We start from the raw sequence: 16,556 nt of genomic DNA, 5'->3' as shown, positions 1-16,556 counted from the left end.
ACCCCGTCACACCCCGCCCCCGCAGTTGACCCCCGTCACACCGGCCCGGGATACTGAACCTGAACGCACGGTCGGTAATTCGCCGCGCCCGCCCCGCCCCGTCGTCGGTCACTCAAGGAGTCTCCATGTCCGCACAGTCCCAGGCCCTGCTCGTCGGCGGTCGCCGCACGCCCGTCGGCAAGTACGGCGGCGCCCTCTCCTCCGTCCGCCCCGACGACCTCGCCGCCCTGACCATCAAGGCCGTGATCGAGGACGCCGGCATCGACCCGTCGGTCGTGGACGACGTCATCCTCGGCAACGCCAACGGCGCGGGCGAGGAGAACCGCAACGTCGCCCGCATGGCCTGGCTGCTGGCCGGCTTCCCGGACACCGTCCCGGGCATCACCGTGAACCGTCTCTGCGCGTCCGGCATGTCCGCGATCGGCATCGCCACCGCGATGGTGCGCTCCGGGATGGCCGACGTCGTCGTGGCCGGCGGCGTGGAGTCGATGTCCCGCGCCCCCTGGGTGATGGAGAAGCCGACGACGGCGTTCGCCAAGCCCGGTGCGGCCTTCGACACCGCGATCGGCTGGCGCTTCGTGAACCCGCGCTTCGCGGACGGCGAGTTCGGGGAGAAGTTCACCTTCTCCATGCCGGAGACCGCCGAGGAGGTCGGCGAGGTGGACGGCATCACCCGCGAGGACGCCGACGCCTTCGCCGCCCGCTCACACGAGCGCGCGCTGGCCGCCATCGGGGCCGGCCGCTTCGCGGACGAGATCGTGCCCGTCGTCGTCACGGGCCGCAAGGGCGCGGAGACGATCGTGGACACGGACGAGGGCCCCCGCCCCGGCTCCACCCCCGAGGTGCTCGCCGGCCTGCGCCCGATCATCAAGAAGGACGGCGTGGTCACCGCCGGCAACTCCTCCTCCCTCAACGACGGCGCCTCGGCGATCCTCGTCGTCTCCGAGCGGGCCGCGCAGAAGTACGGCCTGACCCCGCGGGCCCGCGTCGTCGAGTCCACCTCGGCGGGCCTGGCCCCCGAGATCATGGGCCTGGGCCCCGTCCCGGCCACCGAGAAGGCCCTCGAGCGCTCCGGCTGGTCCGTGGCGGACCTGGGCGCCGTCGAGCTCAACGAGGCCTTCGCCACCCAGTCCCTGGCCTCGATGCGGCGCCTCGGCCTGGACCCGGAGACCGTCAACGCCGACGGCGGCGCGATCGCCCTGGGCCATCCGCTGGGCTCCTCGGGTTCGCGCCTCGTGGTCACGCTGCTCGGTCGGATGGAGCGCGAGGGCGCGGACAGGGGCCTGGCCACGATGTGCGTGGGCGTGGGCCAGGGCTCCGCGATGCTCGTCCAGAAGGTCTGAGCGCATGGACGACTTCAGCCACTTCACGGCACTGCGCGTCGAGGAGCGTGAGGACCGCGTCCACGCGCGCATGGACCGCCCGGGCGTGCGCAACGCGATCGACCAGACCATGGTCGACGAGTTCCACGAGCTCTGCGCCCACCTCGAACGCGAGCCGAAGATCCTGATCATCTCGGGCACGCAGGTGGAGTCGACGCGCGAGCCGGGGACGTTCTCCGGCATCTTCGCCTCCGGCGCGGACATCGGACAGCTGCGCGAGCGCCGCCGCGACGACGCCCTGCGCGGCGTGAACTCGCAGGTCTTCGACCGCATCCACCGGCTGCCCATGCCCGTGATCGCGGCGATCGACGGCTTCGCCCTGGGCGGCGGCGCGGAACTGGCCTACGCGGCCGACTTCCGCATCGCCACCCCGGCGCTGAAGATGGGCCAGCCCGAGACGAGCCTGGGGATCACGGCCGCTGCGGGCGCCCAGTGGCGGCTCAAGGAGCTCGTGGGCGAGCCCGTGGCCCTCGAGCTGCTGCTCGCCGGGCGGATCCTGGACGCTCACGAGGCCCTGGAGCTCAAGCTCGTCACCGAGCTGCACGAGCCGGAGGCCCTCCTCGACGCCGCCGACGCCCTCGCCGACCGCATCGCGCAGCAGGACCCGCTGGCGGTGCGGCTGTCCAAGCGCGTCTTCCACCTCCCTCGCGGGGTTCACCCCCACGTGGACGAGATCGCGCAGGCCATCCTGTTCGAGTCCGACGCCAAGTTCGAGCGCATGCAGGCGTTCCTGGACCGCAAGAAGAAGTGAGGACCGACATGACCGACCAGCAGCACACCCCTGATACCGTTCCGTCCTCCGTGCCCGCCGTCGTCGGCGTCCTCGGCGGCGGCCGGATGGGCGGCGGCATCGCCCACGCGTTCCTCGTCTCCGGATCGTCCGAGGTGGTCGTCGTCGAGCGCGACCCGCAGTCGGCCGAGGCGGCCAAGAAACGCATCGAGGCCGACTTGGCCGCCTCCCTCGAGCGCGGCAAGATCGACGGCGACCTGGACGAATGGGCGCAGCGCCTGACCGTCACCGTGGACCGCGCCGACTTCGCCCGCTGCGACCTCGTGGTCGAGGCCGTGTTCGAGGACATGCAGGTGAAGATCGAGGCGCTCACCGACGTCGAGGCCCACCTGCGCGAGGACGCCTGGCTGGCCAGCAACACCTCCTCCCTCTCCATCGACGAGATCGCCACGCACCTGCAGCGCCCCGAACGCTTCTGCGGCCTGCACTACTTCAACCCGGTGCCCGCCTCGAAGCTCGTGGAGGTCGTGATCGGCGAGCAGACCGGTGCGGAGCTCCAGGCCCTGTCCACCGAGTGGGTCCGCGGGCTCGGCAAGACCCCCGTCGTCGTCAAGAACGCCCCGGGCTTCGCCTCGTCGCGCCTGGGCGTGGCGATCGCGCTCGAGGCCATCCGCATGGTCGAGGAGGGCGTGGCCTCCCCCGAGGACATCGACGCCGCCATGGTGCTCGGCTACAAGTTCCCGGTCGGCCCGCTGGCCCTGACCGACATCGTGGGCCTGGACGTGCGCCTGGGCATCGCGGAGTACCTCGAGTCCCAGCTGGGTGAGCGCTTCGCCCCGCCGCAGCTCATGCGAGACATGGTGGCCCGCGGCGAGCTCGGCCGGAAGTCCGGCAAGGGCTTCTTCGACTACCGCTGAGCCCCCGGGGCAGGCGCTTTCGAACGTGAGATAGGGCCTATCTCCCGTTCGAAAGCACCCATTCCCCCAATATCACGTTCGAAAGTGCGGGGGCGGGGCGGCGCGGCTAGCGTGACGGGTATGGACGAGCCCACGCTGCTGCGCGTCGCCCGCGACCGCGCCCTCGAGCTGCCGGGCAGCGCCGCGTCGCACCCCTTCGGCCCGGACACCGAGGTCATGAAGGTGCAGGGGAAGCTGTTCGCGGTGTTCATCGACCACGACGGGCGCCGCCTCGTGAACGTCAAGGCCCGCCCGGAGGACGGCGCCCAGCTGCGCGCGGCCCTGCCCGCGGCGATCACGCCCGGCTATCACATGGACAAGCGGCACTGGCTCAGCCTGGCCGCGCACCCGGACCTCGACGAGCAGCTCGTCCGGGACCTCGTCACGGAGTCGTACCTGCTGATCGTCGCGAAGCTCCCCCGCACCCGGCGCCCCGTGGACCCCGAGACCTTCGGCCGGGCCTGATGTCGGCCGACCGCCCCTTCCGCTTCACCCACCGCTGGGCCGTCCCCGCGGACGCCCGGTCCGTGCTGACCCTGCTCGCCGACCCGGCCGGCTACCCACACTGGTGGCCGGCCGTCCCGCGCGCCCGTCGCCTGGGCCCCGACCGCGCCGCCGTCCGGCTGCGCGGGTTCGTGCCGGTGCGCCTGACGATGGAGCGTCTCATCGACGACCGCGCCCGCGGCCTTCTGCTCGCCCGCCTGAGCGGCGACCTGACGGGCACCGTACGGGTCACCGTCCACGACGACGGCGCCCCGGCCGGACACGCGCCGCGCTGCATCGTGGCGTGGGAGCAGGAGGTGGTGCTGACCTCGCCGTGGATGCGCGCCGTGGCCCGCGTGCCGGGCGCCCGCACCGCGATGGGCCTCAGCCACGCGGCCGCGATGCGCTCCGCGCGTCGGGCGCTCGGGGCGAAGGCCGTGCCGACCGCTGATCCCGCTTGAACAACTCGTCCATGACGGCCCGGCGCGCCGGCCGGCTCAGAGCTCGGCCTGGGCCTCGTTCCACTCGCGGGACAGCGGCGGGCGAGAGAGGCCGTCGAGGAGGCCGTCGGCGGGGTCGACGCCGAGCTCGACGATCCTGTTGTCCGCGTCCACGTGGACGACCTTGGGCTGGAAGTGGCGGGCCTCGTCGTCGTCCATCTGCCCGTAGGCGATGAGGATGACGATGTCCCCCGGATGCACGAGGTGGGCGGCGGCGCCGTTGATGCCGAGCACGCCGGAGCCCCGCTCGCCCGCGATGGTGTAGGTCTCCAGTCGCGCGCCGTTCGTGACGTCCACGATGGACACGAGCTCGCCCGGGAGGATGTCCGCGGCGTCCAGCAGGTCCTGGTCCACGGTCACGGAGCCCACGTAGTGCAGGTCCGCCTGGGTCACGGTGGCCCGGTGGATCTTGGCGTGGAACATGGTGCGCAGCATGCGGCAGAACTCTCCGGATGAAGGGGGTGGGGCGGGTCCGAGGGGACCGGTGGTCGATTCTACGCCGGTCCGGAGACGAGGGGCAGGGGGTCGACGGCGGCCCGATGGCCCGAGGCCTCCGCCCCTCTCGCCCAGGCCCGCAGACGCGCCGCTACGTCCCGGCGGTAGCGGCGCGTCTGCGGGCCTGGGCGGGTCAGATCCACGACGGCGGCACTCGGCCCGGCGGGGTCCGCGCAGCCACCAGGCCCCGCAGCTGCCGCACGAAGAGCTCCCAGTGCCCCGGCCGGAACACGTCGGCGGTCACCCGGATCACCTCCCACCCCTCCGCGCGCAGGGCCGCGTCCCGCTCGCGGTCCTCACGCCACTGCCGGCGATCCGTGCGATGCTGATCGCCGTCGTACTCGACGGCCACCTTGGCGTCCGCCCACACCAGATCCACGCGGAGCCGCTGTCCCGTGGCGAGGCGGATGCACGGGTTCACCGCGGGCTCGGGGACGCCGTCCAGGACGAGCCGCACCCGCAGCCGGCTCTCCTGCGGCGAGTCGGCCCCGGGACGCACGAGCTCCAGCGCCTCCCGGGCCGCACGGATCCCGCGCACCCGACCGCGTTCCTCGACGGCGGCGCGCAGCTCGGCCACGTCCGTCACCCCGGGAGGCAGCCGACGGCGGCGGGCCTCCGTGGTCGCCGTCCGCACCATGCTGTCCCCGAGCGCGACGAGATGCTCGAGCGGCCCGGCCTGCGCGGCGAGGTCCACGAAGATCCACCCCGGTGCGGTCACGCGCACCCCGTCCACGATCCGCACCGGTGCGTCGGCGCGGAGGCGGTGTGAGCGGACCCCGGCCCGGCTCGACGCGGTGCCGTGGCCGCGCGGGGTCGCGACGTGCACGGACCGGTCGGCGGCGAGCGGCCCGGTCAGCCACAGGCCGAGCACCCTGGCGGCCGTGACGTGGCTGAACACGCCCTCGGGGTGCAGATCCTGCAGTGCCCGCACATGGTCCATGGGGTCCGGTTCGACGCCGCGCCGACCCCAGAGCCCCCAGCCGAGGGAGACCACGTCCCCGCGCCGCAGCCGGGCCGCGCTCACGCCCGCCTCGCGCGCGGCCGGGGTCGAGAACACCGTCGGAGCGCGGAGGAGGCCGTCCAGTCCGCAGCGCATCGGAGGCAGGGGCGCGGGCGAGCGGGGCATGGGCCGAGCGTGCCCGATCCGGGCGCGCCGCCGTCGTCGTCCGCCGGGATCTGTGGACGACGCCCCACCGAGGCCCGCAGACGCGCCGCCACGTCCTGGCCATAGCGGCGTGTCTGCGGGCTTTGGCGCCACGGGTCGCCGCCAGACCCCACCCCACCCCTCCCCACGACGACGGCGTCACCGGCCCGGCTCCCCCTCCCGCGTGACGCACGTCTCGGCTAGGGTGAGGACCAATAACCGACCGATCGGTCGGGACTCGTCCGTGCCCCCGACACCAGGAGACCCCGTGACCGTCACCGCCCCCTCCCTCCCGGAGATCCTCCCCAGCTACGTCGCCGGCAGCTGGTGGACGCCGTCGCACCCGTCCAAGGTCACCGACGTGACGGACGCGAACACCGGCGCGCGCCTGACCGGCGTCTCCACCGACGGCCTCGACACGGCCGCCGCCATCGAGCACGCCCGCACCGTCGGCCAGCAGGCCCTGGGCGAGCTGACCATCCACGAGCGCGCCCTCAAGCTCAAGGAGCTCGCGCTCTACCTGAACTCCCGCGTCCAGGAGCTCTACGACGTCTCCTTCGCCACCGGCGCCACGCAACGCGACCACGCCTTCGACGTCGACGGCGGCATCGGCACCCTCTTCACGTTCTCCGGCAAGGGCCGCCGCGAGCTGCCGAACTCCACCGTGATCATCGACGGGGACGTGGAGCCCCTCTCCCGCGACGGCTCCTTCATCGGCGAGCACATCTACCAGCGCATCCCGGGCGTGGCCGTGCAGATCAACGCCTTCAACTTCCCCGTGTGGGGCATGCTCGAGAAGTTCGCCCCGGCCTTCGTCGCCGGCGTGCCCACCGTGGTCAAGCCGGCCACCCCCACCGGCTACGTCACGCAGAAGTGCGTCGAGCTGATGCTCGAGTCCGGCGTGCTGCCCGAGGGCTCGATCCAGCTGATCTCCGGCTCCGCCCGCGACCTGCTGGACCACCTGGACTACCGCGACCACGTCGCGTTCACCGGCTCCGCCGCCACCGCGGCGACGCTGAAGAAGCACCCGAACGTGCAGGAGGGCGGCGTCCGCTTCACCGCGGAGACCGACTCCCTCAACGCCGCCATCCTCGGCCCGGACGCGGACCCGGAGTCCCCCGAGTTCGAGGCGTTCGTGAAGGTCGTCTTCCAGGAGATGACGGTCAAGGCCGGACAGAAGTGCACCGCCATCCGCCGGGTGATCGTCCCGCAGGATCGGGTCGAGGCCGTGACCGCCGCCCTCACCGAGCGCCTGGCCGCGAAGGTCGTCCTGGGGGACCCGCGCGTCGAGGGCACCACCATGGGCGCCCTGGCCTCGAAGGAGCAGCAGAGCGAGGTCCGTCAGGCCGTGCAGCGCCTGGTCGACGCCGGCGGGCAGGTCCGCCTCGGCGGCCCCGAGGGCTCGACCGGCGACGCCGACGCCGAGTCCGGCGCGTTCTTCGCCCCCACGGTGCTCACCTTCGAGGACGCGCGCACCCCCGAGGTGCACAGCGTCGAGGCGTTCGGTCCGGTCACCTCGGTGATCGGCTACACGGACGTGGCCGACGCCGTGGCCCTGGCCGCCCTGGGTTCGGGATCGCTCGTGGCCACGGTCGCCACGAACGACGGTGAGACCGCCCGGGCGTTCACCGCCGGGATCGGCGCCCACCACGGCCGCGTGCACGTCCTGAACCGCCAGACCGCCACGACCACCACGGGCCACGGCGCCCCCGTGCCGGTGCTGGTCCACGGCGGCCCCGGCCGCGCCGGCGGCGGCGAGGAGCTCGGCGGGGTCCGCGCCGTGAAGCACTACATGCAGCGCACGGCGATCCAGGGCTCCCCGGACATGCTCACGGCCATCACCGGCGTGTGGCATCAGGGCGCCGCGGCCCACACGGTGACCCGCGAGGACGTGGAGGCCGGCACGGCCGTGCACCCGTTCTACAAGTCCCTGGCCGAGCTGAGGGTGGGCGACCAGTTCGCCTCCGGCCTGCGCACCGTCACCCTGGAGGACATCACGGCCTTCGCGGAGGAGACCGGGGACAGGTTCTACGCGCACACGGACGAGGAGGCCGCCATGGCCAACCCGTTCTTCCCGCGCCGGGTGGCTCACGGCTACCTGCTGGTCTCGTGGGCCGCGGGGCTGTTCGTGGCCCCGGATCCGGGCCCGGTGCTGGCCAACTACGGCCTGGAGAACCTGCGCTTCATCACGCCGGTGACCTACGACGACGCCATCCGCGTGACCCTGACCGCCAAGCGCATCACCCCGCGCGTGAGCGACGAGTACGGCGAGGTGGCCTGGGACTGCCGGATCCACAACCAGAAGGACGAGCTCTGCGCTCAGTACGACGTGCTGACGCTCGTGGCCAAGACCTGGCCGATGGCCCCGTCCGAGGCCTCCCAGGGCTGAGCCCCCCTGCTTCGATGGGCCGTCCCGTACGCCCGCTGCGCACCGGGCGGCCCGTCGTCGTCCCCGGGAACAAGGAGAGTGCCCGGGACGTTCACCTGGGCGTCCCATTCGGACCGCGAGAGAAGAAGGTCGACATACATGTCCGAGTTCACCCGTTTCGAGCAGGTCGCCGTGCTGGGCACCGGCGTGCTGGGTTCGCAGATCATCATGCAGGCGGCGTACCACGGCAAGAAGGTGATGGCCTACGACGCGGTCCCCGCCGCCCTCGAGGGGATCGAGCGCCGATGGGCGTGGATCCGCCAGGGCTACGAAGCGGACCTCGGGGAGGGCTACGACGCGCAGCGCTTCGACGAGGCCATCGCCCGCATCACGCCGACCTCGGACCTCGGCGAGGCCCTGGCGGATGCGGACATCGTGATCGAGGCCGTCCCGGAGAACCTGGAGCTCAAGCGCAAGGTGTGGGCCCAGGTGGGCGAGCTCGCCCCCGCCACGACCCTGTTCGCCACGAACACCTCCTCCCTGCTGCCCTCGGACTTCGCCGACGCCAGCGGCCATCCGGAGCGCTTCCTGGCCCTGCACTACGCCAACCGCATCTGGGCGCAGAACACCGCCGAGGTCATGGGCACCGCCGCGACCTCGCCGGAGGCCGTCGCGGGAGCCCTGCAGTTCGCCGAGGAGACCGGCATGGTCCCCGTGCACGTGCGCAAGGAGATCCCGGGCTACTTCCTCAACTCCCTGCTCATCCCGTGGCTCCAGGCCGGCTCCAAGCTGTACATGCACGGAGTGGGCAACCCGGCGGACATCGACCGCACCTGGCGCGTGGCCACCGGCAACGAGCGCGGCCCGTTCCAGACCTACGACATCGTGGGCTTCCACGTGGCCGCCAACGTCTCCCGCAACGCGGGCGTCGACTGGCAGATCGGCTTCGCTGAGCTGCTCGAGAAGAGCATCGCGGAGGGCCACAGCGGTGTGGCCGACGGCCAGGGGTTCTACCGCTACGGGCCGGACGGGGAGAACCTCGGCCCGGTGGAGGACTGGAACCTGGGCGACAAGGACACCCCGCTCGGCTGACCTCCTCGACTGACGGATCAGGGGCCGTCCGGTGCGCACCACGCATCGGGCGGCCCCGACGCATGCCCCCGCCGCTTCCTTGTGGCATCCGTCACAGCGCACGTAGAGTCGGGCCATGACGACCTCCCGACTCCCCCTGCTCGGCGCCCTCGCCGTGGGCGCGCTCGCCCTCGCCGGGTGCGCGGGCGGCGGCGCAGAGCCCTCCTCCCCCGCCCCCTCGTCGGCGTCGTCGGCGTCGTCCACGACGACGGCGGCCTCGTCCGCGTCCGCGTCGCCCGCGGCCAGCACCTCCACGGAGAGCACGGCCAGCGCCTCCGCCTCCAGCAGTCTGTCCCTCGAGATGCCCCCCGCGCTGGACGGGCAGCGGACGCTGGCGGTGCAGGCCGCCGTGCAGCGGGCCGCGGGGCCGGGGTCCGAGGTGGGGCTGAGCGCCGCCTCGCCGCTGGAGCGTCAGACGGAGCTGCGCCAGCGGGCCGCCGGCCTGGAGCAGGCGGTCGACGCCGGCGCGAGCCCGGCTCCCACCCGCAGCGCGGAACAGCAGGCATGCCTGGACGCCACCCGCTCCGCCCTGGAGCGGGACGCCGAGGCCGGGGCCGCGGACCTGGGGCTCACGGCCCAGCCGGAGACGGCCGCCACCACCGGCGGCGGGCCCACCACGACGCCGGTGCCCTCCTTCACGGCGTCCCCCGACGCCGAGGTCACTCCGCTCGGCGTGCGCGTCACCGTGTACCCCACGGAGGAGGCCGCCCGCGCCGCCCTGGAGGACGCCCGAGCGGCGGCGCAGGCCTGCACCGGGGTGGACCTGGCCGGGCTCGGCGTGGAGAGCGTGACGCGGACCGAGCACGAGGGCGGCACCGCGTACACGGCGCTCCCGGCCCCCGGGGGGTCCGTCTACTCTCACCTGACGGCCGTGCAGGACGGCGCCCGCACCGTGGCCGTGGCCCAGGCCGACGCGGACGGCGGGGTGCCCGCGGACGCGGAGGACCGCGCGGCCTCGATCGTGGCCGACGTGCTCGCCGCGCTCGACGGCGAGGGCTGAGGACAGCGGGCCCTCAGCCCCGCAGGCCCCCGAGCACCACGCCCGTGACGGCGTCGATCATCTGGCCCGGTCCCTCCTGGCCGGGGACGCCGCGATCCGGCCGGTACCAGTCGACGATCGAGTTGATCATCCCGAGCGCCAGACGGGCGAGGTTGCGCGGGGTCACGTCGGAGCGCACCGCACCCGCGGCCTGGGCGGCCTCGAGCAGGTCACCGAAGCGCCGGGTGATCTCACGACGGCGCTCGACGGCGGCCACCTCGACCGCCGAGTTCCCGCGCAGGCGCAGCAGCAGGGTCACCTCGGGCTGCTTCTCCGCCAGCACCCCGAGCGTGCCGCGGATGGCCGCCTCGACCTGCGCGCCGGCGTCGACCCCGCTGGCCACCACATCGTCCAGGCACGCCTCGAGGGCGTCGAGCGCCTCCGTCACCGCGTGGTCGAGGATCGCCTCCTTGGACTCCACGTGGTGGTAGATCGCGGACTTGGAGATGCCCAGGTGGGTGGCGAGCATGCCCATGGAGGTCGCCTCGTAGCCGTGCCGGTTGAAAAGCTCGACGCACTCGGCCAGCAGCGTCTGCCGGTCATAGCCGGGCCGGCCGCGGCGCGGGGTGGGGCTGCTCTGGGGCACGGGGCTCCTTCGGGGGCGGGCGGACGCCGACGACGACGACGGTGCACCGGTCCACTCTACCGGGCACGCCGGCGTCGGGTTCGGCCGCGGGGGCGGGATCAGGCCTGGTCGCGCAGGTCGTAGATGCGCTTGAGCTTGCCGGAGGAGCGGGCGAGGGTCTCCGGCTCCACCACGTTGATCACGCACGAGGAGCCGATCTTCGTCTTGATCTCCATGCGCAGGTGCGCGGCGCAGGCCTGGGCCTCCTCGAGGGTCGCATGATCGCGGCGCTCGATGTTCACGGCCATCTGGTCCATGCGGTCCGGGCGGGTGATCTCGAGGGTGAAGTGCGGCGACAGGGCCGGCTCCTTGAGGGCCAGCTCCTCGATCTGCGACGGGAACAGGTTCACGCCGCGCAGGATGATCATGTCGTCCGAGCGGCCGGTGATGCGTCCCATGCGGCGGTGGCCCGGGTGTGTGGTGCCCGGCAGCAGGCGGGTGAGGTCGTGGGTGCGGTACCGGATGATCGGCAGCGCCTGCTTGGTGAGCGAGGTGAAGACGAGCTCGCCGTGGCGGCCGGTCTCGAGGACCTCGTCCGTGAGCGGGTCGATGATCTCGGGGCGGAAGTGGTCCTCCCAGATGTGGGAGCCGTCCTTGGTGGCCGCGGACTCGCCGGCCACGCCCGGGCCCATGACCTCGGAGAGGCCGTAGATGTCCAGGGCGTCGAGGTCGAAGGTCTGCTCGATCTCGCGGCGCATCTCCTCGGTCCACGGCTCCGCGCCGAGGATCGCGACCTCGAGGGAGGACTCGCGGGGGTCCAGCCCGAGCTTCTTGAAGCCGTCCGCGATGGTCAGCAGGTAGGTGGGCGTGGAGAGGATGGCGCGCGGTTGGAAGTCGGTGATCAGCTGCACCTGCTTCTCCGTCTGCCCGCCGGACATCGGGATCACGGCCGCCCCGACGCGCTCGGCGCCGTAGTGGGCGCCGAGGCCGCCGGTGAACAGGCCGTAGCCGTACGCGTTGTGCACGCGGTCACCGGGGCGGATGCCGCCGGCGCGGAAGCAGCGGGCGACGAGGGTGGTCCACGTGGCCAGGTCGTCGTCGGTGTAGCCGACCACGGTGGGCTGGCCGGTGGTGCCGGAGGAGGCGTGGATGCGGCGCAGCTCGGGGCCCGTGGCGGCGAACGCGCCGAACGGGTAGCTCTTCCGCAGGAACTCCTTGTCCGTGTACGGGAACTTGGCGAGGTCCCCGAGCTCCGTGAAGTCCGAGGGGTGGACGCCGTGCGCGTCGAAGTGCTCCCGATACGCGGGCACGTTCTCGTAGGCGTGGTGCAGGGTCCAGCGGAGGGGTTCGAACTGAAGCGCCTCGATCTGGTCCCGGCTCATCGTCTCCTCGGGGTCCGGGGCCCCGCGGTCGGCGGGGGCGGGCAGGGGTGCCGGCGTGTACGGGTTGGGGATCGAGGCCTCGAGCATGGCGTCCTCCTGGGGATGCGGGGTCGGGCGGCGGTCGACGACGGCGGCGCACCGGCGGGTGCGCCCGCCGGTCAGCGTCCGGGGGCGGGGATGGTGCGGGAGCGGCCGCGGAAGGCGGCCACCGGGGTGCCGTCGTCGGTGGTGACGGTGATGTCGTAGACGGCCGAGCGGCCCGCGGCGGCGACCAGGCGGCCCTCCGCGACGAGGGTCTGCCCGGCGCGGGTGGCCGCGAGGAAGTTGACGTCCACGCCGGAGGCCACGGTGAGGGTGGAGCCGTCCGAGGCGGGGTCGTTGCAGGTCAGCGCGAAGCACGTGTCCGCGAACGCGAAGACGGCGCCGCCGTGGGCCAGGCCGAAGCCGTTGTGCTGGTCCTCGGTGAGCGTCATCCGGATGCGCGCGTGGTCCTTCTCGGCGGCCTCGAGGGTGACGCCGAGCCACCGTGCCACGCGGTCCTCCGCGAGCATGGGGTGGTGGGCGGTCTCGGTCATGGGCGGGCCTCCCTGCCGGCACGGGCGCGCCGGCGCGGCGGCGCAGAGAATTACTGAACGATCATTAGGTAACTCCCTGGATGTGACCCACGTCAAGTCCGTTCCGGTGTGTGACGCGCGCCGGCCCCACCCTGCCGCCGCCGGGGCGAGGCGCGCCGGGATCCTGTGCGCGGGCCCTGCCCATCGCGTCCGCGACTCCTGTCTAGGGTGACGGCATGGTGACCTTCGCGCCGGACCGCGCCTCCTTCATGCTCAGCCCCTCGGACATCACCGCCGCCGCGACGTGCACGTACGGGTGGCTGCGCGGGACGGTGGACCCCGCGCTCGGGCGCGCCCCGCGGATCGGCGTGGCGGACGCGTTCCTCGAGCGGGTCTCCCGCCTCGGGGACGAGCACGAGTCCCGCGTGCTCGCGCGACTCGAGGCGGAGCGCGGCGGGGACCAGGTGGTCCGGCTCGCCCGCCCGGAGCGCTACACGCCCGAGGGTGTGCGGGCCGCCCGCGAGCGCACCGCGGCGGCGTTGGCCGCGCGTCCCGCCGTCGTGTTCCAGGGGATGCTGCACGACGGCGCGTTCGGCGGCCTGGCCGACTTCCTCGTGCTCCGCACGGACGAGGAGCACCCCGAGGGCGCGTACGAGGTGGTGGACACGAAGCTGGCCCGGCATGCACGGGTGACGGCGCTGCTGCAGATCGCCGCGTACGCGGACCTGCTGGACGGCATGGGCGTGCCGCGGACGCGGCAGGGCAGCCTGTGGCTCGGGGACGGTTCCCGGCACGTCGCGGACCTGGACGAGGTGATCCCGGTGTACCGGCACCAGCGCGCCCGGCTGGAGGCGCTGCTGCAGGATCACGTGGCCGCCGGGGAGCCCGCCCGCTGGGGCGACGACCGCCTGAGCGTCTGCGGCGCATGCGAGGCGTGCGAGGAGGCCGTCGCCGAGCACCGGGACGTGCTGCTCACGGCGGGGGCCACGCGGTTGCAGCGCACCCGGCTGCGCGAGGCCGGCATCACGACCATCGAGCAGCTCGCGGCGTCCGTCGCACCGCCGGAGGGCATGGCCCGCCGCACGTGGGAGGCGCTGCGGGAACAGGCGGCCATCCAGCTGGAGCCGGCCGGGGCGGACGGGCTTCCGCCGCATCGGATCGTGGACCCGCGCGCCGTGGCGGGGCTGCCGGCGCCGGACGCCGGAGACGTCTTCTTCGACTTCGAGGGGGACCCGCTGTGGGTCTCCGCGGACGGGAGCATGGAGGGCCTCGAGTACCTGTGGGGCTGGGTCGAGGCGCCGGGCGGGGACACCGCGCGCACCGCCTCGGCCGACTTCCGGTTCACGGGTCTGTGGGCGGACACCCGTGCCGCCGAGCGGGCGGCGCTCGAGCAGTTCGTGGCGTTCGTGGAGGCGCGGCGTGCGACCCACCCGGGGATGCGGATCTACCACTACGCCGCGTACGAGGTCACCGCGCTGAAACGGCTGACCGTGCGCCACGGCGTGGGCGAGCGCGAGCTGGACGACTGGCTGCGCGCGGGGCTGTTCGTGGACCTCTACTCCACGGTCCGCGCCGCCCTGCGGGCCGGTGTGCCGAGCTACTCCATCAAGAAGCTGGAGCCCCTCTACATGGGGGCGGAGCACCGGGCGGAGGACGGCGTCACGACGGCGGCGGACAGCGTCACCGAGTACCACCGGTACGTCGCCGCGCTGGAGGCCGGGGACACCGAGGTCGCGAGGGCGATCCGCGCCGACATCGAGGACTACAACCGGTACGACTGCGTCTCCACGGCGCGGCTGCGGGACTGGCTGCTGGAGCAGGTGGGGCGCACCGCCGAGCACGGCGCCACGGCACCCCGGCCCGACGACGATGAGCACCTCGTCGAGCCCGCCCCCGCCTTGGAGGGCGAGGACGCGCGCCTGGAGGCGGACCTCCTGGGCCTCCTGCCCACCGCGGACGACGCGGACGCCGTCCTGGACGACGAGCAGCGCGGCGTGGCCCTGCTCGCCGCCGGGCTGGGCTTCTACCAGCGCGAGGACAAACCCGTGTGGTGGGCCTTCTTCGACCGCGGCATCTCCCCGCCGGATGAGTGGCAGGACGCCCGCGCCAACGTCGTGGCGGATCGCGTGGACGTGGCCGAGGACTGGCACCGACCCAAGGGCGCTCGGACCTTCCAGCGGGTGCTGCGGATGGCCGGCACCCTGGAGCCGGGGAGCTCGCTGCAGCCCGGAGCCGAGGCCATCACGGTGTACGAGGACGTCCCGGCGGACCGCCGCGACCTCCTCCAACCCAACGCGGTGCGCTGGGTCGGTGCCAAGGCCGTCGTGGAGGACGTCGAGGACCGCCCGGACGGCAGCTCCGTGGTGCTGCTGCGGGAGAAGATCCCCACGCAGGACGTGGAGCAGCATTCGGAGCTGCCCATGGCGGCGTTCGCCCACACGGTGGTGAACACGGACAAGCTCAAGGAGCGCCTGCGCGAGCGCGCCCGGACCGCGGTGCAGGCCGGCGGTCTGCCGGGATCGGGAGGCGACGCCGCCGCCCCGTCCACGGCCGCCTTCGACATCCTGGCGCGCCGCCCCCCGGCGACCGCCGGCCGCCCCCTGGCGGCCATCTCCACCGAGCTGCGCGAGGGCGACTCCGCGCCCGCTCCCGCCCGCCAGGGCTGGGAGGCGCTCGTGGAGGCGCTCGAGTCCGCGCGGGGCTCCTACGTCGCCGTCCAGGGCCCTCCCGGGACGGGCAAGACCCACGTGGGGAGCCACGCCGTGAAGGCCCTGCTCGAACGCGGGTGGAGCGTGGGCGTCACGGCCCAGTCCCACGCCGTGGTGGAGAACTTCCTGGGCAAGCTCGTGTCCATCGGGGTGCCGAAGAAACAGGTGCTCAAGGCGGAGAAGCGCGGCAAGGACGCGCCCGAGCGCCCCTGGGCCACGGTGTCGGACGCCAAGCCGTACATCGGCCTCCCCGGCCACGTCGTCGGCGGCACCGCCTGGACCTTCGCGCACGAGGACGTGCAGGAGTTCGACCTCCTGGTGATCGACGAGGCCGGGCAATTCTCCCTGGCGCACACCCTCGCCGCGGCGGCCATGGCCCGCACTGTGCTCCTGCTCGGCGACCCCCAGCAGCTGCCGCAGGTCACCAAGGGGACCCACCCCCAGCCGATTGGCGAGGCCGCGCTGAGCTGGCTGGCCGCCGACGAGCCGGTGCTGCGCGCAGACCGCGGCTTCTTCCTGGACACCTCCTGGCGTATGCACTCCGCGCTGACGGAGGCCGTCTCCACGCTCTCCTACGCCGGCGAGCTCGGCGCGAAGGAGGACGTCACGGACGCCCGCCGCCTCGACGGCGTGGAGCCCGGGCTGCACCCGTGGCCGGTCTCCCACACGGGCAACGCGGTGTCCTCGCCGGAGGAGGCCGCGGCCGTCGTCGAGATCATCCGGTCACTGCTCGGCCGCACCTGGTCCACCGGCCCGGACGACCCCGGCCGACCGCTCGAGCCGTCCGACGTGATCGTGGTGGCCCCGTACAACGCGCAGGTCGCCACGGTCCGGGAGGCGCTCGACGCCGCCGGCCTCGAGGGCACCACCGTCGGCACCGTGGACAAGTTCCAGGGCCGGGAGGCCGCCGTCGCGATCCTGACGATGGCGGCGTCCTCACCCCAGGAGGTGCCGCGCGGGCTGGACTTCCTCCTGAACCGGAACCGGCTCAACGTGTCGATCTCGCGCGGACAGTGGGCCGCCTACCTCGTCCACTCCCCCGCCCTCGCGGACGCGCTGCCCACCAGCCCCGAGGACCTGCCGATGATCGGCGCGTTCCTGCGGCTCGTGCACCGCTGA

Annotated in this window: 14 protein-coding genes; 9 read left to right on the top strand and 5 right to left on the bottom strand. The window is 73.5% G+C overall.

Going from position 1 to position 16,556, the window contains the following annotated elements; genetic code table 11:
- Nucleotides 1-125: 125 nt before the first annotated feature.
- The 5 genes from ACUJ8O_RS09495 to ACUJ8O_RS09475 all read left to right on the top strand — a co-directional run bounded on the left by ACUJ8O_RS09495 (nt 126) and on the right by ACUJ8O_RS09475 (nt 4,012).
- Nucleotides 126-1,343 (top strand): thiolase family protein, encoded by a 1,218-nt coding sequence (locus ACUJ8O_RS09495; protein WP_095347241.1) that lies wholly within the window; start codon nt 126-128, stop codon nt 1,341-1,343.
- 4 nt (nt 1,344-1,347) lie between these two features.
- Nucleotides 1,348-2,133, top strand: coding sequence for an enoyl-CoA hydratase/isomerase family protein (locus ACUJ8O_RS09490; protein WP_095347240.1), 786 nt, complete (start codon nt 1,348-1,350; stop codon nt 2,131-2,133).
- 8 nt (nt 2,134-2,141) lie between these two features.
- Nucleotides 2,142-3,029 (top strand): 3-hydroxyacyl-CoA dehydrogenase family protein, encoded by an 888-nt coding sequence (locus tag ACUJ8O_RS09485; protein WP_095347239.1) that lies wholly within the window; start codon nt 2,142-2,144, stop codon nt 3,027-3,029.
- A gap of 120 nt (nt 3,030-3,149) precedes the next feature.
- On the top strand, nt 3,150-3,533 hold the full coding sequence (locus ACUJ8O_RS09480; RefSeq protein WP_036340752.1) for an MmcQ/YjbR family DNA-binding protein: 384 nt from the start codon (nt 3,150-3,152) through the stop codon (nt 3,531-3,533).
- Nucleotides 3,533-4,012 (top strand): SRPBCC family protein, encoded by a 480-nt coding sequence (locus ACUJ8O_RS09475; protein ID WP_036340755.1) that lies wholly within the window; start codon nt 3,533-3,535, stop codon nt 4,010-4,012. The genes ACUJ8O_RS09480 and ACUJ8O_RS09475 overlap by 1 nt, the downstream gene beginning before the upstream one ends.
- 36 nt (nt 4,013-4,048) lie before the next feature.
- Here the strand turns inward: ACUJ8O_RS09475 and panD are convergent, their stop codons facing one another.
- Both panD and ACUJ8O_RS09465 read right to left on the bottom strand, forming a co-directional pair.
- Complete coding sequence (gene panD, locus ACUJ8O_RS09470; RefSeq protein ID WP_036340758.1) at nt 4,049-4,486, bottom strand: aspartate 1-decarboxylase; 438 nt, start codon at nt 4,484-4,486, stop codon at nt 4,049-4,051.
- A gap of 193 nt (nt 4,487-4,679) precedes the next feature.
- Nucleotides 4,680-5,672: a DUF559 domain-containing protein gene (locus tag ACUJ8O_RS09465; RefSeq protein ID WP_095347238.1), complete on the bottom strand. Its 993-nt coding sequence runs from the start codon at nt 5,670-5,672 to the stop codon at nt 4,680-4,682.
- A gap of 286 nt (nt 5,673-5,958) precedes the next feature.
- Here ACUJ8O_RS09465 and paaZ point away from each other — a divergent pair, with 286 nt between their 5' ends.
- From paaZ to ACUJ8O_RS09450, 3 genes are all read left to right on the top strand, one after another.
- Nucleotides 5,959-8,079 (top strand): phenylacetic acid degradation bifunctional protein PaaZ, encoded by a 2,121-nt coding sequence (paaZ, locus tag ACUJ8O_RS09460; RefSeq protein ID WP_095347237.1) that lies wholly within the window; start codon nt 5,959-5,961, stop codon nt 8,077-8,079.
- A gap of 138 nt (nt 8,080-8,217) precedes the next feature.
- Complete coding sequence (locus tag ACUJ8O_RS09455) at nt 8,218-9,150, top strand: 3-hydroxyacyl-CoA dehydrogenase (protein WP_095347236.1); 933 nt, start codon at nt 8,218-8,220, stop codon at nt 9,148-9,150.
- 115 nt (nt 9,151-9,265) lie between these two features.
- A complete protein-coding gene (locus ACUJ8O_RS09450; protein ID WP_095347235.1) occupies nt 9,266-10,189 on the top strand; it encodes a hypothetical protein in 924 nt (307 codons plus the stop codon).
- Nucleotides 10,190-10,202: 13 nt separating this feature from the next.
- Here ACUJ8O_RS09450 and ACUJ8O_RS09445 read toward each other — a convergent pair whose 3' ends face one another.
- From ACUJ8O_RS09445 to ACUJ8O_RS09435, 3 genes are all read right to left on the bottom strand, one after another.
- On the bottom strand, nt 10,203-10,814 hold the full coding sequence (locus tag ACUJ8O_RS09445) for a TetR/AcrR family transcriptional regulator (protein ID WP_069941100.1): 612 nt from the start codon (nt 10,812-10,814) through the stop codon (nt 10,203-10,205).
- Nucleotides 10,815-10,912: 98 nt separating this feature from the next.
- Complete coding sequence (locus tag ACUJ8O_RS09440) at nt 10,913-12,262, bottom strand: phenylacetate--CoA ligase family protein (RefSeq protein ID WP_095347234.1); 1,350 nt, start codon at nt 12,260-12,262, stop codon at nt 10,913-10,915.
- Nucleotides 12,263-12,333: 71 nt separating this feature from the next.
- Nucleotides 12,334-12,750 (bottom strand): PaaI family thioesterase, encoded by a 417-nt coding sequence (locus ACUJ8O_RS09435; protein ID WP_020624995.1) that lies wholly within the window; start codon nt 12,748-12,750, stop codon nt 12,334-12,336.
- Nucleotides 12,751-12,965: 215 nt separating this feature from the next.
- Here ACUJ8O_RS09435 and ACUJ8O_RS09430 point away from each other — a divergent pair, with 215 nt between their 5' ends.
- Complete coding sequence (locus ACUJ8O_RS09430) at nt 12,966-16,556, top strand: TM0106 family RecB-like putative nuclease (RefSeq protein WP_095347233.1); 3,591 nt, start codon at nt 12,966-12,968, stop codon at nt 16,554-16,556.

This window comes from Micrococcus sp. EWR3.9.1, from assembly GCF_052615555.1.
This window is presented reverse-complemented; position numbering and strand designations above follow the sequence as displayed.

Coding starts and splice junctions, on each gene's coding strand:
- ACUJ8O_RS09495 (WP_095347241.1), top strand. CDS start 126: ATGTCCGCACAGTCCCAGGCCCTGCTCGTCGGCGGTCGCCGCACGCCC.
- ACUJ8O_RS09490 (WP_095347240.1), top strand. CDS start 1,348: ATGGACGACTTCAGCCACTTCACGGCACTGCGCGTCGAGGAGCGTGAG.
- ACUJ8O_RS09485 (WP_095347239.1), top strand. CDS start 2,142: ATGACCGACCAGCAGCACACCCCTGATACCGTTCCGTCCTCCGTGCCC.
- ACUJ8O_RS09480 (WP_036340752.1), top strand. CDS start 3,150: ATGGACGAGCCCACGCTGCTGCGCGTCGCCCGCGACCGCGCCCTCGAG.
- ACUJ8O_RS09475 (WP_036340755.1), top strand. CDS start 3,533: ATGTCGGCCGACCGCCCCTTCCGCTTCACCCACCGCTGGGCCGTCCCC.
- panD (WP_036340758.1), bottom strand. CDS start 4,486: ATGCTGCGCACCATGTTCCACGCCAAGATCCACCGGGCCACCGTGACC.
- ACUJ8O_RS09465 (WP_095347238.1), bottom strand. CDS start 5,672: ATGCCCCGCTCGCCCGCGCCCCTGCCTCCGATGCGCTGCGGACTGGAC.
- ACUJ8O_RS09455 (WP_095347236.1), top strand. CDS start 8,218: ATGTCCGAGTTCACCCGTTTCGAGCAGGTCGCCGTGCTGGGCACCGGC.
- ACUJ8O_RS09450 (WP_095347235.1), top strand. CDS start 9,266: ATGACGACCTCCCGACTCCCCCTGCTCGGCGCCCTCGCCGTGGGCGCG.
- ACUJ8O_RS09440 (WP_095347234.1), bottom strand. CDS start 12,262: ATGCTCGAGGCCTCGATCCCCAACCCGTACACGCCGGCACCCCTGCCC.
- ACUJ8O_RS09435 (WP_020624995.1), bottom strand. CDS start 12,750: ATGACCGAGACCGCCCACCACCCCATGCTCGCGGAGGACCGCGTGGCA.
- ACUJ8O_RS09430 (WP_095347233.1), top strand. CDS start 12,966: ATGGTGACCTTCGCGCCGGACCGCGCCTCCTTCATGCTCAGCCCCTCG.